This window comes from Martelella sp. AMO21009 (assembly GCF_053484295.1).
In genome coordinates this window covers 1-25,725 of the sequence record NZ_JBAKFR010000030.1, presented here as the reverse complement: position 1 = coordinate 25,725, position 25,725 = coordinate 1, and the positions used below count along the sequence as shown (strand labels likewise).

Below are 25,725 nucleotides of genomic sequence, written 5' to 3'. Positions count from 1 at the left end.
TTTCCCACGCATATTGCTAGATTTTCGGAATCTGGTCACGGGAGTGGTTGCAAGCGGTCGGCGCGAAAGCAGGTGGCGCACAGCACGAAAAAGCCCGGCTCTCGGGCCGGGCTTCATGATCAGTCGAAAGGCGTTTGCCTTACTTGGTGGCGCCTTCGTAGAGTTCGGCGACATAGTCCCAGTTGATGAGATTGTCGACGAAGGCTTCCAGATATTTCGGGCGGGCATTGCGGTAGTCGATATAGTAGGAATGCTCCCACACGTCGACGCCGAGGATCGGCTTGGCGCCGTGAACCACCGGATTTTCGCCGTTCGGCGTCTTCATGATCTCGAGCTTGCCATCCTTGACGGCGACCCAGGCCCAGCCGGAGCCGAACTGGCCAACGCCGGCGGCGATGAAATCGGCCTTGAACTTGGCGTAGCCGCCGAGATCGGAGGAAATCGCGCTTTCGAGCGCGCCCGGCAGCTTGGTGCCGCCGCCGTCCTTCTTCATCCACTTCCAGAAATGCATGTGGTTGAAGTGCTGGGCGGCATTGTTGAAGAGCGGCTGGTTGGAGCCATAGGCCTTGACCATGACATCCTCGACGGAAAGACCACCGAGACCCGCTTCTTCCGCCAGCTTGTTGCCGGTGGTCACATAGGTGTTGTGGTGCTTGTCGTGGTGGTATTCGAGCGTCTCGGCCGACATGTAGGGGGCGAGCGCATCATATGCATAGGGCAGTTCAGGAAGTTCAAAAGCCATCTTCAATACTCCTTTTGGCAGCCTAACTTTGCGATTGGCGCTTGCTCATTACATAGGCGCGATGACCGTGATCGGCAACCTGCAATTTGTCAAAATACCGGCGGGCCCGTTGGGAAAAAAGGACCCGCCGCGCGCGTTTCATCGGTTAATGATGTTGGGGATGCGGTATCGGGTGAAGTTCTTGCCTGCCAAAACTGGTCAGGGCGACGAGTGCCGACAGTGTCGCAAACCCGGCCATTACGGCGAAGAGCGGGATCGACGTTCCATCCGCAAGGGCGCTGACAAGACCGGAGCCGACGGCGCCCAGGCCGAAGCCCAGAGCGCCGGCAAGGGCCGCCGCAACGCCAGCAATCTGGCCGTGGGCTTCCATCGCCAGCATGTTGCAGTTGGTCAGGATCGCACCCATGGCTGCCATTGCAATGAACAGAAGAATCATCACCAACCAAAGGTCAGCGCCGATCGTCAGTTCAATGACCAGCAACGCGATCAGCGAAAGCGCATAGGCCGTGGCCGCGATGCGCGCGACAGTGCGCGCGCCGAACGCGCCGATCAGACGCGCGCCTCCCTGGGCTCCGATCGCCATGCCGATCGCATTGGCGCCGAAGGCGATCGAGAACATCTGTGGTGAAAGGCCCTTGAGGTTGATGAAAACCGCAGATGAACCGCCGACATAGGCGAAAAAACCACCTTGGGCGAGTGCCAGCGTGCCGGCGAACGGGATGAAGTGCTTGCTGGTCAGAAGCCGCGCGTAATGGACGATTGCATGGCCTGGCCGGCTGTGCCGTCGCAATTCATACATGCGCGTTTCAGGCAAGATGAAGCGCATATAGGCGAGGCTTGCAAGACCGAAGACGGCGAAGAAAGCAAACATGATGCGCCATCCCGCAACCAGCATGATCACACTGCCGAGCATCGGGGCGACAATCGGTGCCAGTCCGGTAATCATCATGATAATTGCCAGCAGCTTGGCCGCAAGTTCGCCGGTGTAAAGGTCACGGACCATCGCCATCGAGGTGACCATGCCCACCGATCCTCCAAGGCCCTGAATAAACCGCCAGATGAGCATCGTTTCGACTGACTGGCTGAGCATTGTGCCGAGCGAACCCAGAATGAAGAGGCCGAGGGCGAAATAGACCACGGGCTTACGCCCGACGCGATCGGAGATTGGGCCATAGAAAAGCTGGCCGATGGTGAAGCCGGCGAAGAAAGTCATCGTCGAATAGGAGACCGCGCCGTCGCTGGCATGAAGGTTGCGCGCGATGTCGGGCAGGGCGGGCAGATACATGTCGGTCGCAAGCGGAGCGAGCGCTGTGATCGCGCCGAGTCCGACCGACATGGTCAGAGTATTCACGTGTTTCATTGATATGACTTTTGAAGAACTGCGGGACCAGTCATCCGCAAAAAGGCAAGGCCGATGAGGCCATGGCGGGCTGGCGGGTTCAAAAAGCATTAGAACCGAGATGGTGATGAAAGTCAATAATCATCACTTCGGTTTGCGTGATCCCCTGTGACACTGTGAAAACGGGTCCCGAAGAGCACCTTCTCGTCTCTCCGGGTTCGCCCGGATTCAGCTCTCCGGCAGCTTGTAGGCGAGGATATAGTCGCCCGTCTCGGTGCCGACCGAGCCGTGGCCGCCGGCGACGATCAGCACGTATTGAGTGCCGTCCGATGTCTCGTAGGTCATCGGAGTCGCCTGACCGCCGGCCGGCAGCCGGGATTCCCAGAGCTGCTCGCCGGTGGTGACGTCATAACCGCGGATATAGTTGTCCATGGTCGCGCCGAGGAAGGCGACGCCGCCTCTGGTCATGATCGGGCCGCCAATGCCGGGAACGCCCATCTTGATCTTGAGCGGCAGCGGCGTCATGTCCTGGATCGTGCCGTTCTTGTGCTTCCACACGATCTCGCCGGTCGTGAGATCCGCGCCCGCGACATAACCCCATGGCGGGGCCTGGCAGGGCACGCCGAGCGGGCCGAGGAGCGTGGTGAAGGCAACGGCATAGTCGGCGCCGTTATTGGAGTTGATGCCCTGGGTCGGTACGCCGGGCTTTGATTTCGGCACCAGCGTCGAGGTGTAGGCCATGTAGACCGGCATGGCGAACATCACCTGACGTTCCGGATCGACGGCGACCGAGCCCCAGTTGAGCGTGCCGAAATTGCCGGGATAGACGATCGTGCCATCAACGGAAGGCGGCGTGTAGCGGCCCTCGTAATTATACTGCTTCAGCTTGATGCGGCAGACGAGCTGGTCGAGCAGGCTCGCGCCCCACATGTCCTTGCCCTCAAGCTTCGGCGGGTTGAAGGAAAGCGTCGAAACAGGTTGGGTCGGCGACAGGTTTTCGCCTTCGAGCCCGCCTTCCTGGGGCGCCGGCACCTCTTTCACGGGGAGGATCGGCTCGCCCGTTTCGCGGTTCAGCACGAAGACTTCGCCCTGCTTGGTCGCCTGTACCAGCGCCGGCACGGTCTCGCCGTTAATCGTCAGGTCGAGAAGGGCCGGCTGTGCCGGGACGTCCATGTCCCAGAGGTCATGGTGAACGCCCTGGAAATTCCAGACTGGCTCGCCGGTCTCGGCATCGAGAGCCACAACGGAAGACGAGTATTTCTCGACCGCAGGCGAGCGGTTGAGACCGATCTGGTCCGGCGTGCGGTTGCCGATCGGGGCGTAGATCAGGCCGAGATCGCTGTCGCCGGACATCACCGACCAGCTGTTTGGCGAGTTCTTGGTATAGGTTTCGTCCGGGCCAAGCGGTTCGGTTTGGTCTGGATTGCCGGTATCGAAGTTCCACAGCAGCTCGCCGGTGTCGATGTCATAGGCGCGGATCACGCCGGACGGGCTGTCGGTCGAGTAATTGTCGTTGACCGAGCCGCCGACCACAATCTTGCCGTTTATCGCCAGCGGCGGCGATGTCGAGTAGTAGTAGCCCTGTGTCTTGTAGGGCATGTTTCTCTGAAGCTGCAGCGTGCCGTTGTCGGCGAAATCCTCGCAGATCGTGCCGTCTTCCGCGTTCAGCGCAATCAGGCGGGCATCGGAGGTCGGCAGGTAGACGCGGGTCTTGCAGCGTTCGCCTTCGGCAATGTCCGGGTCGTCGTAATAGGTCACGCCGCGGCAGGTCTGGTGCTGGCGGTTGCCATCGACCGGAACCTTCGGGTCAAACTTCCATTTCTCCTCGCCGGTCTTCGCGTCAAACGCCATCGCCCAGCTATGCGGGGTGCAGACATAGAGCGTGTCTTCGACCATCAGCGGGGTATTTTCATAGGTGGTCTCGACAACGTCGTTCGGCCCCTTCATGTCGCCGGTCTGGATCTGCCAGGCAAGCTCCAGGTCGCCGACATTTTCGGGGGTGATCTGGTCGAGCGGCGACCAGCGCTGGCCCCTTTCGGTGCGGCCGTAGCCATGCCATTCGCCGTCGGGAACGGCATCGGCCGTCTCGGCGCTGGCGCTGCGGGCGCCGGGCAGAGATCCCTCGATCGCATGCGGTTCGGTGAACAGCGAGATGACCGCGACCACCATCGAAACGAGAACCGCTGCCGCCAGTGGCCACGGGCCGGCGCGGGCGGGTTTGGTCTTTTCGGGAAAGCCATAATCGTCGCGCAGGATCGGTCGGCGCACCCAGGGCAGAAGCAGCCAAAGGCCGAGCAGCACCACGAGGCCGCCGCGCGCGCCAAGCTGCCACCAGTCGAAGCCGACCTCCAGCAACGCCCAGATGAGCGTCACCAGGATAGTCGCCGCATAGACCCAATAGGCAAGCGCCGAGCGGGTAAACACGAAAAAGGCGGTCGCCAGAAATGCGGCGCCCGCAATGAGATAAAACCAACTGCCGCCGAGCAGGATCAGCCAGATGCCGCCGCCGCCGAGAAACAGGCCGATGGCTGCAAAGATGAATGTCGTGAAAATAATCATTGAAAAAGCCCCGTAGACGCGCGTCGCCTGCGGATGGCTCCGGCACATCCGCGGACATGGACAGACGGCCCCAGGGTCGGGGCGTCCTTGGAAGCATAACGACGCGTGCGGCGGATTGTTCCTGACGGAGTAACGCCAGGGATCAGGGCGACAGGCGGCCCTTTCGGGCGGAGGCTTCCAGGCGTTTGATATCGTTGTCGAAATCGAGCATCTTCCGCGCGCGTTCCAGCGCCTGGGCCGAATAATCCCGCGCGCATTCGCCGTAACCGACAAAAGGAAGCAGCGACAGGGATTCGAATGCGTGCTGCAGCCGCATTCCCACCTCAACCTTGTCCGCTCCGTCCCGGGAAATGCCGGTAAAGGCCGCGTCGAAGAAATCGTCGGTCTCGATCGCCGGGATGAAGACGCGGCCGTGATACACTTCCGCTTCGGCCTTTTTGCCTGAGGCCATGATGCGCACGATATTGCCGATCACGTCGATCGCCGTGCCTGGGTCGTTGATGCCGGGAGAGAGAGCCCGCATGGCGATCTGGGAAAGCACCGTCAGGCCATAGAGCGGGTCCTGGTCGTAGCTGCGGGCATTGCCAATAGTGAAGGCGCCGCGCAGGGCCTCACGGGTTTCATCGTCGATCGCGCTGCCGTCGGGAAGCGCGATCCCGGCGATATGGCGGCCGGGCGTCACGAAGGCGCCGGGGCGCTCGAATACGTGGATATTCGCCTCGAGCCGGTCCGCGATATCATCGAGCGCCGGGACATCGATAAACCGCAGATAGCCGATCTTGTCATGCTCGATCATCGAAAGCCCGTCGGGAACGGGGCCTTCCTGCGGACGGGCATGAAGATAGGGCGCGCGGCGATAATGCTCCATCGAGGGGCGGGAGGCCGATTCCACCTGCGAGATCGTTTTCGTGACCTGACCGAGATGGCCGAGATAGTTGATCCAGCGCAGCATCGTCACCACGATCAGCACGATGACCACGATGGTGACGAGGAACAGGATCAGCCGGCCGCCGCCGCCATAGAGCGAGGTGTTAAGCGCGATCAGGCCGACAAGGCTGAAAATGAAGGCGCCGAGGAAGGTCGAAAGCGCCCACTGGGCGATCCGGTCCTGCAACAGCGTGCCGACGGCGCGCGGCGTGGCATTGCTGGCAGCCGCCGTCGAGGCCTGCACCAGCGTGTTCAGCGAGAACACCAGCACGGAAAGCATGCTCGTGGCGATGATGGTCAGCAGGCTGTTGACCGCGCTGCTTCCGATAATGTCCTGAAAGTCATCGGGGATGAGGGGATCGGCCATGATGCCGAGCAGGGCTGTCATGATGGCGGCGACACAATAGAGCGATGCGACGAACCACACCTGGCGCATCGCCTGGAGCACCATCCACCAGGTCTTTGACATCTCGAATTTCATTCAGCCCTGCCCCTTCCAGCCATGACATGAAACGTGCGGCGGAGCCTGTCGGTTCCGCCCGGGGGCAGCGGCAGGGCGGAGCTCGGCCCGGCTCTCAGCGCTCCGCCTTGCCCGCAACTTTCAGCGCGAAGGCATATTCCAGCGCCTTTTCCTCCAGCCGCTGGAACCGGCCGGATGCGCCGGCATGGCCTGCGTCCATATTGGTTCTGAGCAGGATCGGCGCCGTGCCGGTGGTCGCTTCACGCAGCTTCGCCACCCATTTCGCCGGCTCCCAGTAGGTCACGCGGGGGTCGGTGAGGCCGGCGAGCGCCAGAATGGCCGGGTAGGGTTTTGCTTCCACATTGTCGTAGGGGCTGTAGCTGGCGATATAGTCATAGGCCTCCTCGGAGGCGATCGGGTTGCCCCATTCGTTCCATTCCGGCGGGGTCAGCGGCAGCGTGTCGTCCAGCATCGTGGTCAGCACATCGACGAACGGGACGGCGGCGATGATGCCGGCGAATTTCTCCGGCGCCATGTTGGCGACGGCACCCATCAGCATGCCGCCGGCCGAACCGCCCTCGGCGACGATGTTCCCGTGGCTGGTGAAGCCCTCGGCCACAAGCGCGTCGGCGGCGGCGATGAAATCGGTGAAGGTGTTCTTCTTGTTGCCCATCTTGCCGTTTTCATACCAGGCAAAGCCCTTGTCCTTGCCGCCGCGGATATGGGCGATGGCATAGACGAAGCCGCGATCGACCAGCGACAGACAATTGGTGGAAAACGAGGCGGGAATGGAAATGCCGTAAGCGCCATAGCCATAGAGCAGGCAGGGGGCGCTGCCATCAAGCGGGGTATCCTTGCGATAGACGATGCTGACCGGCACCAGTTCGCCATCGGCGGCCTTTGCCTGGATGCGGCGGGTGACATAGTCGTCCGGGTTGTGGCCGGAAGGCACTTCCTGCGTCTTCAATAGCGTGCGTTCGCGCGTCGCCATTTTGTAGTCGTAGAGCTGGCTCGGCGTCGTCATCGAGGAATAGGAGAAGCGGATCGTGTCCGTGTCGTATTCGGCAGCGCCCTGCAGGCCGAGCGAATAGGCTTCCTCGTCGAAGGCGATGGCGTGTTCCTCTCCGGTCGCCCGGTCGCGGATCACGATGCGGGGCAGGCCCGCGAAACGCTCCAGCCAGACAAGATGGCGGGCGAATGCGGTATGCGCGAGGATCAGCCGGCCCTCCTGATGCGGCACGACCTCCTTCCAGTTTTCCTTGCCGGGCGCGGCGACCGGCGCTTCCATGATCTTGAAATCCTTGGCCCCGCCGTCATTGGTCAGGATGTAGAAGACGTCGCCGCCCTCGGTGACGTCATACTCCACCATGGTCTCGCGTTCGGCCACCAGCGCTGGCTCGGCTTCGAGGTTTGTGGTCGGGATGATCCGGACCTCGGAGGTCTGGTGATCGTGGATGTCGATGTAGATGAAATCATCCAGCAGCGAGCCGGCGATGCCGACGAAGAAACCGGGATCGCTTTCCTCGTAGACCAGGCGGTCGTCGGCCTGTTTCGTGCCGATGACGTGATGGAAGACCTTCGAGGGGCGGTGGTTCTCGTCGACTTCGGTATAGAAGAAGCTCTTTCCGTCGGGCGCCCACACGCCGCTGCCGCCGGTATTTTCGATCCTGTCCTCGATATCTTTGCCGGTTTCGAGATCGCGAACCTTCAGCGTATAGAACTCCGATCCCTTGTCGTCATAGCTCCAGATCGCGCGGCTGTGATCCGTGGTCTGGTCGAAGCCCCCGAGATCGAAATAGGCCTTGCCCCTGGCCTCCAGATCGCCATCAAGCAGGATCTCGCGGATGCTCTCGTCATTGACCTCGCCATCGCGCGGGATGCGGAAGAAATAGGGCTGTTCGGCCCCGGTGCGAAACGCCGTGCCGTAGGCATAGGGACCCTCCTTCATCGGAACGGAACTGTCGTCTTCCTTGATGCGGCCGCGCATTTCGGTAACCAGTTTTTTCTGCAGCGCCTCGGTGTCGGCCATCGCGGCCTTCATATAGGCATTCTCGGCCTCCAGATGCGCGCGAATGTCGGCTTCGAGGATTGTCGGGTCCTTGAACATCGCCTGCCAGTTGGCGGCCCTCAGCCAGGCATAGTCATCCGTGCGGGTCTTGCCGTGGCGGGTATCGCCGAGGGGCTTTTTGATCGCCTTGGGAGCATCGGGCAGCGTCTTGAAGGGTGTCACGGGCAGGCCTTTCGGGTCATTCATGTCGGCGCAAGATAGGGGCGCTTGAGGACGACATCAAGCGCGGGTCTCAGACTTGCCGCATTCGGCTGCTCTGTGCTGATATATGCAATGCATCTGCGGAAAAGCGGATACTGTCCGCAGGCGCTGAAGACGGATTTCCATGAACGGAGACAGAGACTTGATCAAGGCCTTGCTTGCGCTGCTGACGCTGACGCTCGTTGCCACGCCCGCCCTCGCCATCAGCCAGCGGATCGAAAATGAGCTTGACCGGCTCGAACCCGAGGAAAAGCTGGAGCAGCGCTGCGATGTCGAGGCGCTGAGCCGGATCGACGCGGCGCGCAAGGACATGACGCCCGACAAGGTGATCGCCTACACATTCGCGCCGACAAAGGTGCATGGCACGACGATCGATGCGCCGGGCGCGGCCGTGCGCTCGCATGGTCACTGGTACAGGCTTTCCTACCACTGCGCGACGGCAAGCGACGAGATCGCGGTCAAATCCTTCAGCTTCAAGCTCGGTGAGGAAATCCCGCGCAGCGCCTGGGAGCGGCTTTACCTTTATCCGTAGGTTCGCCGAGCCTCAGCAATCCTCAATTGCGCACATGAAAACGCCCACCGGGGGAGGAGGATCCGGCGGGCGTCATCGTGATGATCGGCGATTTGGGAGGAGGAGGAGGATCGCCGATCCTGATCGAAGGGGGCCGGGAGGAGGATAGCACCCTTCGAAAACTTGTCAGATCGCGTCCTTGCGGGCGACGCGACGGATATCAGAGCGGCTGATACCGAGGTCGGAAAGTTCGCGATTGCTCATGCGGCCAAGTTCGGCGACGGTTTCGCGATACTTGAGCCAGTTGTTGAACGAGCGTTGAATGTTCATGTTGCGGCTCCTTTCGTGTGTTCGGTGCGCTGTTGTTGATTGGATATATACAGAGCCCGCGAAGCATGAGGCAGGGGGTTAACAGCAATGCCCCTATGCAAAAAACGCAGGGCTCGAAACGGGTGCCGTATAAATAGGCAACATGGCGAGCCGATAAGCACAAAACGCGGAGAGTTAGGTTGATGCGGCCCGTCGGACCCTGAGTGTTGCGGACTGACGCTCAGTCCTCCTCGACGAACACTTCCGCACGGCGGCGATTGACCGTCGGGATCAGCACGATCACCAGCACGATCGCGGCCGCGATCAGCAGGCCCAGGCTGATGGGGCTGGTGAGGAACACGCTGGCATCGCCGCCCGAAAGCAGCATGGTGCGCCTCATATAGACTTCCATCATCGGCCCCAGCACGAAGCCTAGCAGAAGCGGCGCAGGCTCGCAGTCGAGCTTGCTCAGCGCATAGCCGGCAGCGCCCGATACCGACATCACGATCAGGTCGAAGGGGTTCTCGTTGATCGAATAGACGCCGATTGCTGAAAAACCGACGATTGCGGGATAGAGGAAATTGGCGCGCACGCTCAGAAGCTTCACCCACAGCCCGATCAGCGGCAGGTTGAGCACGACCAGCATCAGATTGCCGATCCACATCGACACGATGACGCCCCAGAACAGCGAGGGCTGTTCGTTGATCAGGTTGGGGCCGGGGGTGATGCCCTGAATGATCAGCGCGCCGACCATCAGCGCCATCAGCGGATTGGACGGGATGCCGAGCGTCAGCATCGGCACGAAAGAGGTCTGCGCGCCGGCATTGTTGGCCGATTCGGGTCCTGCGACGCCGGCGATCGCGCCGCGGCCGAACGTCTCCGGCTTCTTCGAGACCTGCTTTTCCACCATGTAGGAGGCGAAAGATGACAGCATCGCCCCGCCGCCCGGCAATATGCCGAGAAACGAGCCGAGAAACGTGCCGCGCAGGATCGGCATGCCAGCTTCGCGCAGGTCGCTCCGGCTCGGCAACAAGGCCGAAATATCAGTCTTGAGCGGCTCGCGCGGGGTTTCGTCCTCCAGGCCCTTGAGGATTTCGGAAAGGGCGTAGATGCCGACGCCGAAGCCGAGGATCGGTATGCCTTCCGCCAGATCGAACATGCCGAAGGTGAAGCGCGCCTGGCCGGTGTAGAGGTCGGTGCCGACCGTGCCGAGCAGTAGGCCGAACACGATCATGATGATGCCCTTGAGCACCGATCCGTGGGCAAGCGCGATCGAGGCCACCAGCCCCAGCACCATCAGCGAGAAGTAATCGGGCGGGGTGAATTTGAGCGCGAGCATCGTCAGCGGGATCGCGAAGATCGCGATCAGCAGCGTCGCGAAACAGCCGGCGATGAACGAGCCGATCGCCGCCAGCGCCAATGCCGTGCCGGCCTTGCCCTGTCGCGCAAGCTGGTAGCCGTCGATGGCGGTCACCGCCGACGAGGCCTCGCCCGGCAGGTTGATCAGGATGGCGGTGGTGGAGCCGCCATATTGCGCCCCGTAATAGATGCCGGCCAGCATGATCAGCGAGGCCTCGGGCGGAAAGCCGAAGGTCACCGGCAGAAGGATGGCGATCGTTCCCAGCGGCCCGATGCCCGGCAGAACGCCGATGGCGGTGCCGAGAAAGACCCCGATGAAGCAGAACAGCAGGTTGATGGGCTGAAAGACCGTTTCCAGTCCGAGGGAGAGATGCGCGAAAAGGTCCATGGATCAACCCGTGAAGACCGAACCCCAAAGGGGGATGGTCATGCTCAGAAGATAATGAAAGACGAGGACGCAGAAGAGACTGAAGGCGGCGGAAAGCAGCAGCGCTTGGCGCAATGTCGTCACCCGGCTTGCAAGGCAGGAAGCGAAGATCGCCAGGAATACCGCGATCAGCAGGCCGAAGGGCTCGATCGCGAAACCGAAGATCATCGGGCAGACGATGATGATCAGGATCGCCCGCGGCGGTGCGATGGAGAATGGCTCCGTTTCGGCGGGGGCGGGCAGAAACAGCACGATCAGCGCAAGCGCCGCAAGGATTGCCGACAGGACGACCGGAACGAAGGCCGGTCCCATCTTGTCCAGCGTGCCCATGTTCATGGTCGTGAGCGCATAGCCGCCCATGGCGGCGGAGATGATGAGGAATATGCCGGAGAAAATGATATTCTTCCGCCGCGCGGCGCCGCCTGCATTCATATCGGTCTCCCGCCCGCTATCTTGCCCGCTCGCCGCATCCCCCAATTGTCTCACCCTGGAGGGGAGAGAGATTATCGGGAGCAAGCCGTCCGCCAGGCGGCCTAGTTATTACGGATATTGTACTTCCTGATGATATCGCGCCAGGTCGCTTCCTCGCGCACCGCCATCTCGCGCAGTTCCTCCGGCGTGGACGGGGTCGCGTGCTGGTAGTTCTTGGCGAAGGCCGCCCGCGCCTCGGGGCTTGCGAGGAAGGTCGCGATCGCCTCGTTCATCGCCGCGATCACCTCGGGCGGCGTTCCCTTGGGCGCGAGAATGCCGGACCAGAGCGGCGCGACGAGATCGACGCCGGCCTCCTGAAAGGTCGGCACATCCGGGAAGTCGGGGTTGCGCTCCGCGGACGCGATACCCAGCGCCTTCATGCTGCCCGACTTCAGATGTTCGGTGTAGGCCTCCGACAGGAAGTCGACCGAGATGTCGAGGCTGCCCGACAGCAGGTCGACGAGGGTCGGCGCGGTTCCCTGATAGGGCACGATCTTGAGATCGGCCTCGGCCTGTTCGCTCATCATCAGTTCGATCATGTGGCCGTAGGAGCCGATGCCGGGATTTCCGGCGCTGACCTCGCCCGGATGGGCCTTGGCGTATTCCATGAGTTCGCCGAGATCATCGGCGGGGAAGTCCGCCCGAGCCACCACCACCATATCGCCATGGGTGATCTGGCTGACATAGTCGAAATCCTCCAGCGGCGTATAGGGCAGACCGGTATAGGTGTTCGTGTAATTGGCGGAGGGGCCGGGAAAGCCGACCACGAAGGTGTAGCCGTCTGGCTTGGCGTGGGCGACCGAGGCCATGCCGAGCGTGCCGCCGGCGCCGGGCTTGTTGTCGACGATCACCGTCTGGCCAAGCTGCTCCTCGATATCGGCGGCCATCATGCGCACCAGGAAATCAGGCCCCGCCGGAAACGGAAACACGATCCGGATCGGCTTGGCGTCCGGCCAGTCCTTGGCTTCCAAGGCCGTTGCCGGACCGAATACGGCACAGATCGCGCCGGCGGCTGCGATGGCTGTTCCGATGGCTTTTCGAAACATTCTCATATGCTCCTCCCCAAAAACGCCGTGCGGCTCTCCCAAACCGCAAGGTCCACGCTAGTCCGATCGGCCGCCCACAGCCAATTCGATCATGCCGCGTTTCAACGCGTGAAATGCTGGACGTCCTCACCCGCGGCGAACAGCGAAGCATTCCGGCCCCGAAAGGACTGACCGGCCCCTTCAATCATGACAAATTCGTTATTTTCTTGAACCGCCCTATGCGGCGCACCAGTTTAGCAGTCTCTCCCGCGGTGAAAGCCGCATGGCCCGGTCGATCGCAAGGTCAGGCCGGGCTTTTTTTATCCGCGTCTTTTTCGACCGATCCGGGCCAGTGTCGGTTCGGCGGCAAGCAGGCGTTTTGTGTAGGTCTCGCGCGGAGCGTCGAGCACCTGCCCGACTGGCCCTTCCTCGACCACGCGGCCGGCCTGCATCACCACCGCGCGGTCGCAGATTTCGTCGACCACGGCGATATTGTGGGTGATCAAGAGCACCGAGAGGCCGTGTTCGGCGCGCATAGCGAGAATGAGCTTCAGGATCTGCGCCTGCACCGTCACGTCCAGCGCCGAGGTCGGCTCGTCGGCGACCAGCAGTTTCGGGCGGGTGATCAGCGCGCGGGCGATCGCGATTCGCTGGCGCTGGCCGCCGGAAAATTCGTGCGGGTAAAGGTCGATGTCGCGTCCCTGAAGCCCGACCTCTTCCAGAAGGGTCGCCACCCGCATCCGCCGGGCCTTGCCGGTCGGGGCATCGGGATCAAGCGCCAGCGGCTCGGCGATGATGCGGCCGATCGTCTGGCGCGGATCGAGCGCGCTGTAGGGGTCCTGAAACACCATCTGGAAATGACGCCGCATCCGGCGCAGGTCGCGCGGCCGCTGCGAAAACAGGTTGGCGCCTTCGAACAGCACCCGGCCCGCGCTCGGGCGGTCGAGCGCCATGACCAGCCGGGCAAGTGTCGACTTTCCGGACCCGCTCTCGCCGACAATGCCGAGGATTTCACCCGGTTCGAGCGTGATCGAGACATCGTTCAGCGCGGTGTGCCCGCCATAATGCCGGGTCAGTCCCTCGGTTTGAAGCAGCGGGGTCATGTTCCGCCCTCCAGCCCGGCGCGGACCCTTCGGGGCAGCGATGCGAGCAGCGTCCTGGTATACTCATGGGCGGGGTGGCGCAGCACGTCTTCGGTTCTGCCGTCCTCCATTTTCCGCCCGTCATGCATCACCAGAACCCGGTCGGATATGCGGGCGATGACGCCGATATCGTGGGAGATCAGGATCAGGCCGATGCCGAGTTCGGCGACGAGATCGTCGAGAATGTCGAGGATCTCGGCCTGTACGGTAACGTCGAGCGCCGTGGTCGGTTCATCGGCGATCAGCAGCCCGGGCTTGAGCGCCAGCGCGATCGCGATGCCGACCCGCTGGCGCTCGCCGCCGGAGAGTTCGTGCGGATAGGAATTTATTCTTGTCTTCGCATCGCGGATGCGGACCATGTCCATCAGCCGTAACGCCTCCATCCTGGCGTCGGCCCGTGAGATCGGGCGATGCAGGCGCAGCGCCTCGGCGATCTGGCTGCCGGCGGTCATGGCCGGGTTCAGCGCGGTCATCGGCTCCTGAAAGATCATGCCGATTGCCGCCCCGCGCAGGCGGGTGAGCCGGCTTTCCGGCAGCGCCAGCATGTTTTCGCCGTCGAGCAGGATTTCACCCTCGGCCAGCGCCGTCCTCGGCAACAGGCCGATCACCGAGAGCGCCAGTACCGATTTGCCCGACCCGCTTTCGCCGACAATACCGAGCGTCTCGCCCTTCTCCAGCGTCAGGTCGATGCCGGCGAGTGCCCATCGCCGCCCGCCGCGCCGGTCCGGGAAACTGACCCTGAGATTGCGGATATCGAGCATCATGATGCCTCGCGTGGATCGGTCAGGCGGCCAAGGCCATCGCCCAGAAGGTTGAGGCCGAGAACGGAGAAGGCGATGGCAAGGCCGGGGGCGAGCACCAGATGCGGCGCGCTTGCAAGATAGGTCTGCGCATCGGCCAGCATACGCCCCCAGCTCGGGGTCGGCGGGGCGACGCCGAGGCCGAGGAAGGAAAGTCCCGCCTCGGTGAGAATCGCAAGCCCGGTCTGGATCGCGACCTGGACGATGATCTGCGTCGCGATATTGGGAAGCACATGTTCGAGCGTGATCCGCGTTCCGGTCTTGCCGGCCATGCGGGCGGCGAGAATATAGTCGCGCGCCCAGACTTGCAGCGCCGCGCCCCGGCTGACGCGGGCAAAGACCGGCACCATGAACAGCGCGATGGCGGTGACGGTGGTTACCGGTCCGCCGCCAAGTACTGCGGCCAGCAGCAGGGCCGACAGCACCGGCGGAAAGGCAAAGACGATATCGTTGACGCGCATGATTGCGGCCTCGGCGACGCCCCGCCTTGCGGCCGCCATCGCGCCGAGCGCCGTGCCAAGCGTTCCCCCGATCGCGACCGCGGAAAACGCGATCGACAGCGAGGTCCACGCGCCGGCCATGATCATCGACAATTCGTCGCGGCCGAACTGATCCGCGCCGAACAGCCCGCCGGGGCCGGGGGGCTTGAGGCGGAGCGGAATGTTGATCGCGGCAGGGTCCATCGGCGTCCAGAACCGGCTGAGGATTGCTGCGGCGACCAGCAGGGCGGTGATGAGGCCGCCAAGGACGAGCGGAAGATATCTCATCGCGCGGCCTTCAGGCGCGGATCGATCACCGCGTAAAGCGTGTCGACCGCGAAATTGAGGCCCATGACGATGACGGCGAACAGCAGCGCGACATTCTGGATCACGATCAGGTCGCGCTGGGCAAGCGCCTGATAGGCAAGCGTTCCAAGGCCGGGCAGGGTGAAGACGTTTTCGACCAGCACGGTGCCGGCCATCAGCACGGAGATCTGCATGCCGAGCATGGTGACGACCGGTATCAGCGCGTTGGGCACGACATGACCCCACAGCGCCCAGGCGCGGCTTGCGCCCTTGGCGCGGGCAGTGCGTACGAAATCCTCGCGTGCGATCTCGATGACGGACGTGCGCGTGACCCGCGTCAGCACCGCGGCCTGCGGGATGGCAAGCGCGATCGCCGGCAGCGTCAGCGCATTCATTGCGGGCAGCAAGCCCGCCTGCCAGCCCGGAAAGCCGCCGGTCGGAAACCAGCCGAGCGTCAGGGCCACGCCGAGGATCAGGAGCAGGCCGATCCAGAAGCCGGGCACGGCAATGCCGATCTGGGAAAAGAAGGTCGCGACGATATCCGCCGGCCCGCCCGGCTTCTGACCCGCGAACACGCCGAGCGGCAGGGAGATCGCGAGCGACAGCGCCACGGCGTAACCGGCCAGCGGCAGGGTGACGGCGAGGCGCTCGCCGATCAGCGCGGCAACCGGCGTCGAATAGGTGTAGGACAGGCCGAGATCGCCGGTGAGCAGCCCCGCCAGCCAGTCGCCATAGCGCAGCAGGAAGGACTGGTCGAGGCCGAGCTCACGACGCAGCGCCGCCAGCGTATCCGGGGCCGCCGATGTGCCGAGCATGATTTCCGCCGGGTCGCCCGGAACCGCCGCCATCACCGCGAAGATGATGAAGGAAACAGCAAGCAGGCTTGCGGCGAGAAAGGCGAGATTGCCGGCGATGCGCTGCACCGCCGGCCGGGTTTGCAACACGGTCTACTTGCTCCAGTGCACGCCGGTCATGTCGTTGGAAGGCACCGGCTCGTTGGTCCACAGCCCCTCGAGGTCCGCGTTCCAGACGCCGATCTTGGGCCAGGCATAGAGAAACAGCGCCGGCACGTCCTCGGCCAGGATTTCCTGCGCCTTTTTATAGCCGGCAAGCCTTTCCTCTTCGCTGGTCGCATCGGCGATCGCCGTCATCGTTGCATCGAAATCCGGGTTGTCATAGTTGAAGTAATAGGGATCGCGGGCATAGATGCCGATATCGAGCGGCTCGGCATGGCCGATGATTGTCATGTCGTAATTGGTGTCCTTGAACACGTCCTGCAGCCACTTCGCCGGAAATTCGGAGGATTCGATCGTGGCCGTCACGCCGATCTGGGCGAAATAGGCCTGCATGATTTCGGCCGCCCGTTCGGCATATCCGCGGTTCGGCACCTTCATGGTGAACGACAGGCCGTCGCCATAGCCGGCCTCGGCAAGCAGGGCCTTCGCCTGTTCCGGGTCGTAGGGCAGCACGCCGGTGAGGTCCTCATAGCCGGCATCGGACGGCGAGAAATGGCTGCCGATCGGCGTGCCGTAACCGGAATTGGTGGCGTCGATGATCGCCTGCCGGTCGATCGCCATCATCAACGCCCGGCGCACGCGGGCGTCATCGAAGGGCGGTTTGGCATTGTTCATGCCGGCGACGACTTCCATTCCGGTGGTGCCGGGCACGACCTTGAAGGCGTCATTGGTCTCGAAGGTGCCGACCAGTTCCGAGGCCCCGAATTCCGGTATGGCATCGACTCCGCCGGAGGTGAGCGCGGCGGCCTGCGCCTGCGCATCGGCGATGAAGCGGAAGGTCACGGTTTCAAGCGCGGGCTTCTCGCCCCAGTAATTCGGATTGCGGGCGAGCGTGACCTGGTTGCCCTTCTTCCATTCGCCGAATTCGAACGGGCCGGTGCCAACCGGAACGGTGGCGTTGGTCGCCTCGCTTTCCGGCTCCACCATAACGGCGGCCGGGAATCCGAGCCAGTAGAGCAGGTCGTAGGCGGGGCGGGAAAGGGTGAGGGTCAGCGTGTGCGCGTCGGTCGCCTCAACGGTCTCGATCGCGCTGTAGAGCGCCTTCTGCGGATTGACGCTGTCGTCCGCGATGATGCGGTCGATCGAATATTTTGCCGTATCTGCGTTGAACTTCTTGCCATTGTGGAAGGTCACGCCCTCGCGAAGCTTGAATGTATAGGTGAGCCCATCCTCGGAGACATTCCACGCCTCGGCAAGCTGCGGCGCGATGTCGCCGTTCTCGTCCACCGTTGTCAGCCCCTCGAACAGGTTCTTCCAGACCACCTGGCCGATTGCGACCGGGGCGGCGGCCGTCGGGTCGAGCCCGGTCGGCTCGATCCCCATGCCGACGATGACGTCGCTGCGGGGTTCCGCAAGCGCCGGCGCGGCAATGAGCCCGGCGACAAGCGCGGCGGCGGCAAGGGTGGTGAATGTGCGGGTCATGCGCTCCTCCAAGCGGTGTCAGGTGGGAGCGTCTATAGCGGGCGCGCGGGAGGTGTGTAAATATTTCGGAAGAATTTCGTTTTTAGTGTAACGATTAGTTATACACTCATTTCGGCGCCATCTCGCTGCATTGGTCACTTGCGGGCTGACCACGACGAGCGGCGCTCTCCGCATGCAACAGAGAGGGCAGGCTGGCCTATAGTCACTGGCTGCCTCAGCGGAAATCGAAGGCCGAAAGGCCGGCGACCATCTCATCGAGACCCAGCGGGCGGGTCACCGGCGGCTCGGCGCGCGACAGGCAGCCGATCCGCTCGCAAAGCCGGCAGACCGGGCCGATCGGCGTGGCGGGCTGTTCCGGCGTCGCATAGGCTGTCGCGGCGGCGTGCGCATAGGGCAGACCGACAAGCAGGGCGGTCAGATGCGGCCGTTCGCCGGATGCCGGCTCCGGCCCCTCGACCGTGCGCGACAGCGTCAGGAGTTCCGCGCCGTCCGGCATTGCGACGCGCTGGACGATCAGCCGACCGGCCCGCGCGAAGGCGTCATAGACATCGAGCCTCGGACATTCGCCGCGAAAGCCGCCTTCACCGATCCGCCGCAGGATGTTTCCGGCGACATCGATTTCCATGGCGAAGAACGGCGGTCCGGCATTGTCCGGCCGTTGCAGGCTGACCAGCCTTGTCGCGGCCTGGGCGAAGGAAACGCCGAACCGCCCGGCCAGAAGCGAAATATCGAACCGGTCCCGGCGGGCGGCCTCCACGAACGGACCGTACGGCATCAGCAGCGCATGGGCGGCGTAGCGGGCAAGCTCGAACCGCGCGATCCGCCGCGCCTCGTCGCCGGAGAGCGCCAGCGTCTCGATCGCTTCGGCAATCTCGTCCCGGAAGGCCAGCAGCGCCGCCTCGATCGCGATCTCGCGCTGGCGGTCATGGGGCGAAAACCGCGCGGAAATGAACAGCCGCATGGTGTGGCGGTCGAACCGGCGGCCGAGATTGACCAGGGCATGCGGCGGCAGCACCCGGACGGCGATGCCGTGACGCTCGCGCAGCCAGTCCTTGAGCGCGGCCGACATCTCGTCGCCCGGCGCAAGCTCCGCATGAAGCGTCTCGGCGGCGCGGTCGAGCGCGTCGAAGTACCATGGTCGCCGCGACAGCGCCTCGCGCACCTCGTCATGCGGCAGCCGCCTTCCGGCAAGGTGGGTCTGGCGGCCCTCCTCGGCGAGCAGCGCCGTCAGGTCGGACAGGCGGGCGGCCTGTTCCTGATAGGCGCGGTAGAGCTTCATCATCCCGATCGCCGCATTGGGCGCGGCCTCGGCCACCTCGATCAGCTCCTGATCGCCGGGCAACTCGCCGGACAGCAGCGGATCGGCGAACACCGCCTTGAGCTGGCCGATCGTACCGCCGCTCTCGCCCTGCAGCGAGGCGATGTCGACATCGTAGACGGCGGCGAGCTTCAGCAGCAGTTGCACCGTCAGCGGCCGCTGGTTGCGCTCGATCAGGTTGAGATAGGAGGGCGAGATCGACAGCGCCTCGGCCATCGCCGTCTGCGTCAGCTCCATCTGCTTGCGCAACCGGCGCAGGCGGGGGCCAGCGAATATCTTGCTCTCCATAACCCGAAATCCTCTTTACAAATTTTACAGATTTACAAAGCCGATCTGTAAAAGAAGCAACAGTATAACCCGATTTCACGCCGAATACAGCTCATTTTATTGGATTGCACGTCTATTTCCCGTTAATCCTGTCACATCGAAAGCAGATGTCTCGGGTCGAGACGGACGTGAATACTGAAGTGAGGAGAAAATAATGTCGGATTTTTACAAACTTGTCGAAGGTGCGGCTGAAGGCCGATTTGACGGGATCGAGCGGCCCTATAGGGTCGAAGACGTGAAGCGCCTGCGCGGCTCCATGCCGATCCGCGCCACCCTGGCGGAGGAGGGCGCCAAGCGTCTGTGGACGCTGATCCATGACGAGGATTTCGTCAACGCGCTCGGCGCGCTCTCGGGCAATCAGGCCATGCAGATGGTCCGCGCCGGGCTGAAGGCGATCTATCTCTCCGGCTGGCAGGTCGCGGCCGACGCCAACACCGCGTCCGCGATGTATCCCGACCAGTCGCTCTATCCGGCCAATGCCGGGCCGGAACTGGTCAAGCGCATCAACAAGACGCTGCAGCGCGCCGACCAGATCGAGGTTTCGGAAGGCCAGGGGCTTTCGGTCGACACCTGGTTCGCGCCGATCGTCGCCGATGCCGAAGCCGGTTTCGGCGGTCCGCTCAACGCCTTCGAGATCATGAAGGCCTATATCGAGGCGGGTGCTGCGGGCGTCCATTTCGAGGATCAGCTTGCCTCGGAAAAGAAATGCGGCCATCTTGGCGGCAAGGTGCTGATCCCGACCTCGGCCCATATCCGCAACCTGACGGCGGCCCGGCTTGCCGCCGACGTCATGGGCGTGCCGACGCTGGTGATCGCCCGCACCGATGCGGAAGCGGCCAAGCTTTTGACCTCGGACATCGACGAGCGCGACCGGCCCTTCGTCGATTACGATGCCGGGCGAACGCCGGAAGGCTTCTATCAGGTCAGGAACGGGCTCGAATCCTGCATCGCCCGCGCGGTCGCCTATGCGCCCCATTGCGACCTGATCTGGTGCGAGACGTCGAAGCCGGATCTGGAACAGGCGAAGCGTTTCGCCGAGGGCGTTCACAAGGAACATCCGGGCAAGCTTCTGGCCTATAACTGCTCGCCGTCGTTCAACTGGAAGAAGAACCTGGACGAGGCCGATATCGCACGGTTCCAGCGCGAACTCGGCGCGATGGGCTACAAGTTCCAGTTCATCACGCTGGCGGGCTTCCATCAGCTCAATTACGGCATGTTCGAGCTTGCCCGCGGCTACAAGGAGCGCCAGATGGCGGCCTATAGTGAGCTTCAGCAGGCGGAATTCGCGGCAGAGCGCAACGGCTACACCGCGACCCGTCACCAGCGCGAGGTCGGCACCGGCTATTTCGATGCCGTGTCGATGGCGATCACCGGCGGCGCCGGCTCGACAACCGCGATGGGAGAATCCACCGAAACCGCCCAGTTCGAGGCAGCAGAATAGGCAAGGGAGGACTACGCAATGACACCGAAACTCAATGTCAAGGAACGCGCCGAGGCGCAATCGGGCGAAATGTCCGCCGAGCAGCAGGCCGCCATCCGCATGGTCGCCAATGATCTCCACCGGCTGAACCAGGCGGTGATGCGCGCTGTCGATGCTGGCGTCTCGGTCGAGATCATCCGCTCCGCCCGCCACCATGGCGGCGGCAAGTGGGGCGACCTGCTGACGCCGATCATCATCGCCGGGGCCGCAGCCGCGCCGGCGCCGGAAGAGGGCCTCAGCGCCCATTGAACGCGAACATCGCGACACGGCGCGTCCCTTTGGCGAGGGGCGCGCCTTGGACCGCTGAACAAGCATCACGCTTTCACCATCTTGGGTCTTCGGCCCTTCGTTCTTGGGTCATGCTCGGACTTGATCCGAGCATCCAGGCGGTCTAGCCATTGAATTTGCAAAGATCTATAGCGAACCCTTGCCGGGCGGCCTGGATCCTCGGGTCAAGCCCGAGGATGACCCGAAATGTGGGAGGCGTTCGTTGTTAAACCGTGGTGCGTCCAAGAGCCGAGGCGCGCGCTCTGGCGTTTCTGGATGTCCTTTCGATCACGGAAATCGCGCCCGCGTCAAATTCTGCGCATTCGGGCTTTTTTCTGACTCAGTTTTGCTCCAATGAGACTGCATGAAATTTCACCGCAGTCTCAGCATAGCCGCCCTTTTCTGCCTCGCCGCCGCTCCGCAGGCCGGCGCCCATCCGCATGTCTTCGTCGACGCGCGGCTCGAGGTGGTGGCCGATGACGACGGCGACGTCACCGCGCTGCAGAATGTCTGGCGCTTCGACGAGTTCTTCTCGTCCTCGGTTATCCTCGACTATGACGCCAACATGGACAATCAACTGACGGGCGACGAGTTGACGGAAATCGGCGATACCGTGCGCCAGTCGCTCGCCGAATACGGCTACTACACCCAGATCAACGACAATGGCGAAGACGTGCCGCTGGCAGAGCCCGACGTCATTCACGCCGACATGATGGACGGGCAATTGCTGCTGATCTTCTCGGCAAAGCCGTCGAGGCCGGTCAAACTCGATGGCCATCTCACCTTCGGCATCTACGATGCCAGCATGTACACCGCGATCGATTTCCAGCGCGACGAGGACCTGGTGACGATCGGCGATGCCTTTGAGCGCTGCAAGGCCGCGGTCGTGCGCCCTGATCCCGATGAAATCATCTCCGAAAACAGCGATGCGCTGACGGCGGCGTTCTTCAACGATCCGACCGACATGAGCAAGCTTTTCGCAACTCGCCTGGACCTCACATGCACCGAATGATCCGCCCGATCGCACTTGTCCTGCTTCTGGCGCTTCTGGCTTTTCTGATATTCGGCCTGAACCAGAGATCGTTCTCGGCCTCGCCGCTCGGCATCGGCTCGTCCGAGCCGTCATTCTCCTCATCCTTCGGCCCGCTGCAATCGGTGCTGATGACCATCAACCAGTATCAGCAGGAATTCTATCGGTCTCTGACGGCGGCGCTGAAGGCCATGAAGGATGATCCGGTGAAGGTGCTGGGCCTCGTCGGCCTTTCCTTCGCCTATGGCGTGTTCCATGCCGCCGGCCCCGGCCACGGCAAGGCGGTGATCTCGTCTTATATGATCGCCAACGAAACCGAGTTGAAGCGCGGGATCGCGATCTCCGTTGTTTCCTCGCTGGCGCAGGGCGTGACGGCGATCCTGCTGGTCGGCACGGCCTATCTGTTCCTGCGCGGCACCGCCGTCTCGATGCGCGACGCCACGCTGTTCATGGAGCGCGCGAGCTTTCTGCTGATCGCCGGTTTCGGGCTGTGGCTGCTCTATACCAAGACTCGCGCGATCTTCGCGGGAGCCGGCCATGGGGCTCATGATCATGACCATGGACACGATCACGCGCATGGCCATGAGCACGGCGCGCACCACGCTGCCCACAACCACGATCATCTTCACGATCACGACCATCATCATGGCCACGATCACCATGTGCATGGCCCCGATTGCGGCTGCGGCCATGTGCACATGCCGGAGCCGAAGGATCTCGGCGGCAAGGATTTCGACTGGAAGGGGGCGGGCTCCGCCGTTCTTGCGATCGGCATGCGGCCCTGCTCGGGTGCCTTGATCGTGCTGACCTTCGCGCTGCTGAACGGGTTGATCCTCGGCGGCATCGCCTCGGTCTTCGCCATGGCGATCGGCACCGCGATCACGGTCTCGGTGCTGGCGATTATCGCGGTTTCGGCCAAGGGGCTCGCCGTGCGGCTCGCCGGTCGCGGCTCGAAGCGCGCGACGCGGATCGGCTACGGCATCGAGATCGGCGGCGCGCTTCTCGTCACGCTTCTGGGCCTGACGTTGTTTGCCGCCTCCATGACAGGCTGATCAGATCGTTGATCAGATGCCGGCGCCCTGATTCTGGTAATTGTTCATGCCTTCGAGAAATTCCGCGACGAACGGCGTCGCGGGCCGGCGCAGCAATTCCTCCGCCGTGCCGAACTGCTCGATATGGCCCTCGGACATCACAGCGATCCTATCGGCGATCTCGAAGGCCTCTTCCTGGTCATGGGTCACCAGAATGGCGGAAATTCCGACCTTTCGTTGAAGATCGCGGAGCGCGCCGCGCAAGCCCTTGCGGATCTTGGTGTCGAGCGCGCTGAAGGGTTCGTCGAGCAGCAGCAGGCGCGGCTCGATCGCAAGCGCGCGCGCCAGCGCCACGCGCTGACGCTGTCCGCCGGAAAGCTGCGAGGGGTAGCGATCGGCAAGGTGGCCGATCTCGGCCATGTCCAGCAGGTCGCGCACCCGCTTGCCGATCTCCTCGCGTGAGGGGCGTTTGGCGCGCGGGCGCATCTTCAGCCCGAAGGCGGCGTTTTCGGCAACGGTCTTGTGCTCGAACAGCGCATAGCTCTGGAACACCATGCCGAAGCGGCGCAGCCGCGCCTCCAGCCCGGTAATGTCCTCGCCCTCCATCAGGAGCCGGCCCTCGTCGGCGAATTGCAGGCCGGCGATGATGCGCAGCAGCGTGGTCTTGCCGGAGCCGGAGGGGCCGAGCAGCGCCACGAACTCGCCCGGGCGAATATCGAGGTCGACGCGGTCCAGCACCTTGTTGCTGGCGTAGGACTTGGAAATGTTTTCGACTGTGAGGGCCATTGTCGGTCTTTCTCAGTGCGCTTGCGGGTGGCGGGATTCGATCACCGATCGAAGGATCAGCGTGATCACCGCGATCACCGTCAAAATGGTGGCGGCGGCAAAGGCGCCGGTCACATTGTAATCGTCATAAAGCAGCTGCACCTGCAGCGGCAGCGTCATGGTTTCGCCGCGAATATTGCCGGAGACGACGCTGACCGCGCCGAACTCGCCGATGACGCGGGCGTTTGCCAGGATCGCGCCGTAAAGCAGCGCCCAGCGGATATTGGGCAGGGTGACATGGAAGAAGGTCTGCCAGCCATTGGCACCCAGGGTGAGGGCCGCTTCCTCCTGATCGCGCCCGGCGACCTCCATCAACGGGATCACCTCGCGGGCGACGAAGGGGCAGGTGACGAACAGCGACACCAGCACGATGCCGGTGAGGTTGAACATCAGCTGGATGCCGTATTGATCGGCATAGCTGCCGACAAGCCCGGTGGAGCCGTAAACCAGCAGATAGCAAAGGCCCGCGACGATCGGCGAGATCGAAAACGGCAGCTCGATGATCGTGATCAGCACGCGGCGTCCGGGAAACCGGAACCGGGTCACGGCCCAGGCGGCGCAGATGCCGAAGGCGATATTGACGGGCAGCGCGATCAGCGCCGTGATCACGGTCAGCTTGATCGCATGCAGCGTTTCCGGCTCGAGGAGGCCCGAGGCATAGACGCCGATGCCTTCGGAAAAGGCGCGGGCAAAGATTGCCACGCTCGGCAGGCCCATGATGAGCGCGGCAAAGGCAACGGCGACGAACACCAGTGCCGCCCGCTTCATGCTGCGTCTGCGCCGTAGCGCCCTGACTTGCGGATGGACCATGGCTCAGCCTCCCCTCGACATATGTCGCGCGGCGCGGTTCTGGGCGATGTTTGCGAGGATCAGCACGGCAAGCGCCAGCGCCAGCACCGTTCCGGCGATAGCGCTTGCGGCCGGGAAATCATATTCATCGAGCCGGATCATGATCAGCAGCGAGGCGATCTCGGTCTTGAACGGCATGTTGCCGGCGATGAAGATCACCGCCCCGAACTCGCCGAGCGAACGGGCAAAGGCGAGCGACGCGCCCATGATGAAGCTCGGGAAAAGTTGCGGAAACACGATATGGCGGAACACCTGGAAATCGGTGGCACCGAGCGTCTGCGCGGCCTCTTCCAGATCATGGCTCAGGCTTTCCATCACCGGCTGAACCGTGCGCACGCCGAAGGGTACTGAGGTAAACGTCATGGCGAGCGCGATGCCCCACCAGGTATAGGCGACCTTGATGTTGAACTCCGACAGAAGCATGCCCATCCAGCCATTGCGGTCGTAAAGCGCCACCAGCGCGATGCCGGCAACAGCGGTCGGCAGCGCGAAGGGCAGGTCGATCAGCGCATCGAGCAGGCGTTTTCCGGGGAATTTATAGCGCACGATCACCCAGGCGAGCAGCAGGCCGAAACAGGCATTGAAGACGGTGGCAAGGGCGGCTGCCGAAATCGTGACGCGGAAGGCCGCGAGCGTGCGCGGATTGGTGATGATTCGCCAGTAATCGGCAAAGCCGAGCTGGCCAAGCTGCCAGAACAGCGCCGACAGCGGCAGCAGGATGATCAGGGCGACAAAAAGCAGCGTGGTCCCGAGCGTCAGCCCGAAACCCGGCATGACGCTGCGGTTCGCGCGTCTTGATGCTGTTGGCATGATGAACGTCATGATGGCCTTTTCGCGGTGATGCCGGAGGCTATAGCAAGTCCTGTCGAATGGGGCACGGGTTTTGTTTGGTGCAGGCGATAGGTGCGTCTCGAAGAGTGTTCTGTCGAAGAGAGGTGCACCACGGACGGCTCAGGTGGTCGCGAACCTCACCCCTCGACGTGTCATCAACTCTGTTGGATGATTTTCTCTCTGAACCTTGCATTGAGGGTCACG

At 63.0% G+C, this 25,725-nt stretch carries 23 protein-coding genes; 5 read left to right on the top strand and 18 right to left on the bottom strand.

The window, feature by feature from the left end; all coding sequences use genetic code 11:
* Positions 1–139 precede the first annotated feature (139 nt).
* From V6766_RS21305 to V6766_RS21285, 5 genes are all read right to left on the bottom strand, one after another.
* Entirely contained in the window at positions 140–742 is a 603-nt protein-coding gene (locus tag V6766_RS21305) for a superoxide dismutase (RefSeq protein WP_448469968.1), read from the bottom strand.
* Between the two features lie 145 nt (positions 743–887).
* Entirely contained in the window at positions 888–2,078 is a 1,191-nt protein-coding gene (locus V6766_RS21300; protein ID WP_448469966.1) for a multidrug effflux MFS transporter, read from the bottom strand.
* 231 nt (positions 2,079–2,309) lie between these two features.
* On the bottom strand, positions 2,310–4,640 hold the full coding sequence (locus V6766_RS21295) for a glucose/quinate/shikimate family membrane-bound PQQ-dependent dehydrogenase (protein ID WP_448469964.1): 2,331 nt from the start codon (positions 4,638–4,640) through the stop codon (positions 2,310–2,312).
* Between the two features lie 142 nt (positions 4,641–4,782).
* Positions 4,783–6,048, bottom strand: a complete 1,266-nt coding sequence (locus tag V6766_RS21290; protein WP_448469962.1) for a DUF2254 domain-containing protein — start codon at positions 6,046–6,048, stop codon at positions 4,783–4,785.
* Positions 6,049–6,142: 94 nt separating this feature from the next.
* Complete coding sequence (locus tag V6766_RS21285; protein WP_448470008.1) at positions 6,143–8,257, bottom strand: S9 family peptidase; 2,115 nt, start codon at positions 8,255–8,257, stop codon at positions 6,143–6,145.
* Positions 8,258–8,438: 181 nt separating this feature from the next.
* On the opposite strand from V6766_RS21285, the gene V6766_RS21280 reads away from it, so the two are divergent.
* Positions 8,439–8,828, top strand: coding sequence for a DUF930 domain-containing protein (locus tag V6766_RS21280; protein ID WP_448469960.1), 390 nt, complete (start codon positions 8,439–8,441; stop codon positions 8,826–8,828).
* A gap of 165 nt (positions 8,829–8,993) precedes the next feature.
* Here V6766_RS21280 and V6766_RS21275 read toward each other — a convergent pair whose 3' ends face one another.
* The 10 genes from V6766_RS21275 to V6766_RS21230 form a co-directional block, all read right to left on the bottom strand.
* Complete coding sequence (locus tag V6766_RS21275) at positions 8,994–9,137, bottom strand: DUF1127 domain-containing protein (protein ID WP_230718728.1); 144 nt, start codon at positions 9,135–9,137, stop codon at positions 8,994–8,996.
* 220 nt (positions 9,138–9,357) lie between these two features.
* Complete coding sequence (locus tag V6766_RS21270) at positions 9,358–10,863, bottom strand: tripartite tricarboxylate transporter permease (protein ID WP_448469958.1); 1,506 nt, start codon at positions 10,861–10,863, stop codon at positions 9,358–9,360.
* A 3-nt stretch (positions 10,864–10,866) separates the two neighbouring features.
* Positions 10,867–11,334 carry a tripartite tricarboxylate transporter TctB family protein gene (locus V6766_RS21265; protein WP_448469956.1) on the bottom strand — a complete coding sequence of 156 codons (468 nt, stop codon included), beginning with the start codon at positions 11,332–11,334 and terminating at the stop codon, positions 10,867–10,869.
* Between the two features lie 101 nt (positions 11,335–11,435).
* The gene (locus V6766_RS21260) at positions 11,436–12,419 is read right to left on the bottom strand and encodes a Bug family tripartite tricarboxylate transporter substrate binding protein (protein WP_448469954.1); all 984 of its coding nucleotides are present in this window, start codon (positions 12,417–12,419) and stop codon (positions 11,436–11,438) included.
* 299 nt (positions 12,420–12,718) lie between these two features.
* Positions 12,719–13,501 (bottom strand): ABC transporter ATP-binding protein, encoded by a 783-nt coding sequence (locus tag V6766_RS21255; RefSeq protein ID WP_448469952.1) that lies wholly within the window; start codon positions 13,499–13,501, stop codon positions 12,719–12,721.
* Entirely contained in the window at positions 13,498–14,304 is an 807-nt protein-coding gene (locus tag V6766_RS21250; RefSeq protein ID WP_448469950.1) for an ABC transporter ATP-binding protein, read from the bottom strand. Before V6766_RS21250 ends, V6766_RS21255 begins: the two co-directional genes overlap by 4 nt.
* The gene (locus tag V6766_RS21245; protein ID WP_448469948.1) at positions 14,301–15,107 is read right to left on the bottom strand and encodes an ABC transporter permease; all 807 of its coding nucleotides are present in this window, start codon (positions 15,105–15,107) and stop codon (positions 14,301–14,303) included. The genes V6766_RS21250 and V6766_RS21245 overlap by 4 nt, the downstream gene beginning before the upstream one ends.
* Positions 15,104–16,066: an ABC transporter permease gene (locus V6766_RS21240; protein ID WP_448470006.1), complete on the bottom strand. Its 963-nt coding sequence runs from the start codon at positions 16,064–16,066 to the stop codon at positions 15,104–15,106. The genes V6766_RS21245 and V6766_RS21240 overlap by 4 nt, the downstream gene beginning before the upstream one ends.
* Positions 16,067–16,072: 6 nt before the next feature.
* Positions 16,073–17,563 (bottom strand): ABC transporter substrate-binding protein, encoded by a 1,491-nt coding sequence (locus V6766_RS21235; protein WP_448469946.1) that lies wholly within the window; start codon positions 17,561–17,563, stop codon positions 16,073–16,075.
* Between the two features lie 214 nt (positions 17,564–17,777).
* The gene (locus tag V6766_RS21230; RefSeq protein WP_448469944.1) at positions 17,778–19,169 is read right to left on the bottom strand and encodes a helix-turn-helix domain-containing protein; all 1,392 of its coding nucleotides are present in this window, start codon (positions 19,167–19,169) and stop codon (positions 17,778–17,780) included.
* A gap of 193 nt (positions 19,170–19,362) precedes the next feature.
* Between V6766_RS21230 and aceA the strand changes: the two genes are divergently transcribed.
* The 4 genes from aceA (at position 19,363) to V6766_RS21210 (ending at position 23,037) form a co-directional block, all read left to right on the top strand.
* Positions 19,363–20,649, top strand: a complete 1,287-nt coding sequence (gene aceA / locus V6766_RS21225) for an isocitrate lyase (RefSeq protein ID WP_448469942.1) — start codon at positions 19,363–19,365, stop codon at positions 20,647–20,649.
* Positions 20,650–20,667: 18 nt separating this feature from the next.
* Positions 20,668–20,937 carry an SMc00767 family acetate metabolism repressor gene (locus tag V6766_RS21220; protein ID WP_448431808.1) on the top strand — a complete coding sequence of 90 codons (270 nt, stop codon included), beginning with the start codon at positions 20,668–20,670 and terminating at the stop codon, positions 20,935–20,937.
* Between the two features lie 382 nt (positions 20,938–21,319).
* Positions 21,320–21,967, top strand: coding sequence for a DUF1007 family protein (locus V6766_RS21215; protein ID WP_448469940.1), 648 nt, complete (start codon positions 21,320–21,322; stop codon positions 21,965–21,967).
* Positions 21,955–23,037, top strand: coding sequence for a nickel/cobalt transporter (locus V6766_RS21210; protein ID WP_448469938.1), 1,083 nt, complete (start codon positions 21,955–21,957; stop codon positions 23,035–23,037). The genes V6766_RS21215 and V6766_RS21210 overlap by 13 nt, the downstream gene beginning before the upstream one ends.
* Positions 23,038–23,049: 12 nt before the next feature.
* Here the strand turns inward: V6766_RS21210 and V6766_RS21205 are convergent, their stop codons facing one another.
* The 3 genes from V6766_RS21205 to cysT are packed head-to-tail and all read right to left on the bottom strand — an operon-like array spanning position 23,050 to position 25,500.
* Positions 23,050–23,802 carry an ABC transporter ATP-binding protein gene (locus tag V6766_RS21205; protein WP_448469936.1) on the bottom strand — a complete coding sequence of 251 codons (753 nt, stop codon included), beginning with the start codon at positions 23,800–23,802 and terminating at the stop codon, positions 23,050–23,052.
* A 12-nt stretch (positions 23,803–23,814) separates the two neighbouring features.
* Positions 23,815–24,651: a sulfate ABC transporter permease subunit CysW gene (gene cysW / locus V6766_RS21200; RefSeq protein WP_448469934.1), complete on the bottom strand. Its 837-nt coding sequence runs from the start codon at positions 24,649–24,651 to the stop codon at positions 23,815–23,817.
* A 3-nt stretch (positions 24,652–24,654) separates the two neighbouring features.
* Entirely contained in the window at positions 24,655–25,500 is an 846-nt protein-coding gene (cysT, locus tag V6766_RS21195; RefSeq protein ID WP_448469932.1) for a sulfate ABC transporter permease subunit CysT, read from the bottom strand.
* Positions 25,501–25,725: the final 225 nt, after the last annotated feature.

Bases quoted from the DNA above. Each gene is read 5' to 3' on its own strand.
- V6766_RS21305 (WP_448469968.1), bottom strand. From the start codon at position 742: ATGGCTTTTGAACTTCCTGAACTGCCCTATGCATATGATGCGCTCGCC.
- V6766_RS21300 (WP_448469966.1), bottom strand. From the start codon at position 2,078: ATGTCGGTCGGACTCGGCGCGATCACAGCGCTCGCTCCGCTTGCGACC.
- V6766_RS21295 (WP_448469964.1), bottom strand. From the start codon at position 4,640: ATGATTATTTTCACGACATTCATCTTTGCAGCCATCGGCCTGTTTCTC.
- V6766_RS21290 (WP_448469962.1), bottom strand. From the start codon at position 6,048: ATGAAATTCGAGATGTCAAAGACCTGGTGGATGGTGCTCCAGGCGATG.
- V6766_RS21275 (WP_230718728.1), bottom strand. From the start codon at position 9,137: ATGAACATTCAACGCTCGTTCAACAACTGGCTCAAGTATCGCGAAACC.
- V6766_RS21270 (WP_448469958.1), bottom strand. From the start codon at position 10,863: ATGGACCTTTTCGCGCATCTCTCCCTCGGACTGGAAACGGTCTTTCAG.
- V6766_RS21265 (WP_448469956.1), bottom strand. From the start codon at position 11,334: ATGAATGCAGGCGGCGCCGCGCGGCGGAAGAATATCATTTTCTCCGGC.
- V6766_RS21260 (WP_448469954.1), bottom strand. From the start codon at position 12,419: ATGTTTCGAAAAGCCATCGGAACAGCCATCGCAGCCGCCGGCGCGATC.
- V6766_RS21255 (WP_448469952.1), bottom strand. From the start codon at position 13,501: ATGACCCCGCTGCTTCAAACCGAGGGACTGACCCGGCATTATGGCGGG.
- V6766_RS21250 (WP_448469950.1), bottom strand. From the start codon at position 14,304: ATGATGCTCGATATCCGCAATCTCAGGGTCAGTTTCCCGGACCGGCGC.
- V6766_RS21245 (WP_448469948.1), bottom strand. From the start codon at position 15,107: ATGAGATATCTTCCGCTCGTCCTTGGCGGCCTCATCACCGCCCTGCTG.
- V6766_RS21235 (WP_448469946.1), bottom strand. From the start codon at position 17,563: ATGACCCGCACATTCACCACCCTTGCCGCCGCCGCGCTTGTCGCCGGG.
- V6766_RS21230 (WP_448469944.1), bottom strand. From the start codon at position 19,169: ATGGAGAGCAAGATATTCGCTGGCCCCCGCCTGCGCCGGTTGCGCAAG.
- aceA (WP_448469942.1), top strand. From the start codon at position 19,363: ATGTCGGATTTTTACAAACTTGTCGAAGGTGCGGCTGAAGGCCGATTT.
- V6766_RS21220 (WP_448431808.1), top strand. From the start codon at position 20,668: ATGACACCGAAACTCAATGTCAAGGAACGCGCCGAGGCGCAATCGGGC.
- V6766_RS21215 (WP_448469940.1), top strand. From the start codon at position 21,320: ATGAAATTTCACCGCAGTCTCAGCATAGCCGCCCTTTTCTGCCTCGCC.
- V6766_RS21210 (WP_448469938.1), top strand. From the start codon at position 21,955: ATGCACCGAATGATCCGCCCGATCGCACTTGTCCTGCTTCTGGCGCTT.
- V6766_RS21205 (WP_448469936.1), bottom strand. From the start codon at position 23,802: ATGGCCCTCACAGTCGAAAACATTTCCAAGTCCTACGCCAGCAACAAG.
- cysW (WP_448469934.1), bottom strand. From the start codon at position 24,651: ATGGTCCATCCGCAAGTCAGGGCGCTACGGCGCAGACGCAGCATGAAG.
- cysT (WP_448469932.1), bottom strand. From the start codon at position 25,500: ATGCCAACAGCATCAAGACGCGCGAACCGCAGCGTCATGCCGGGTTTC.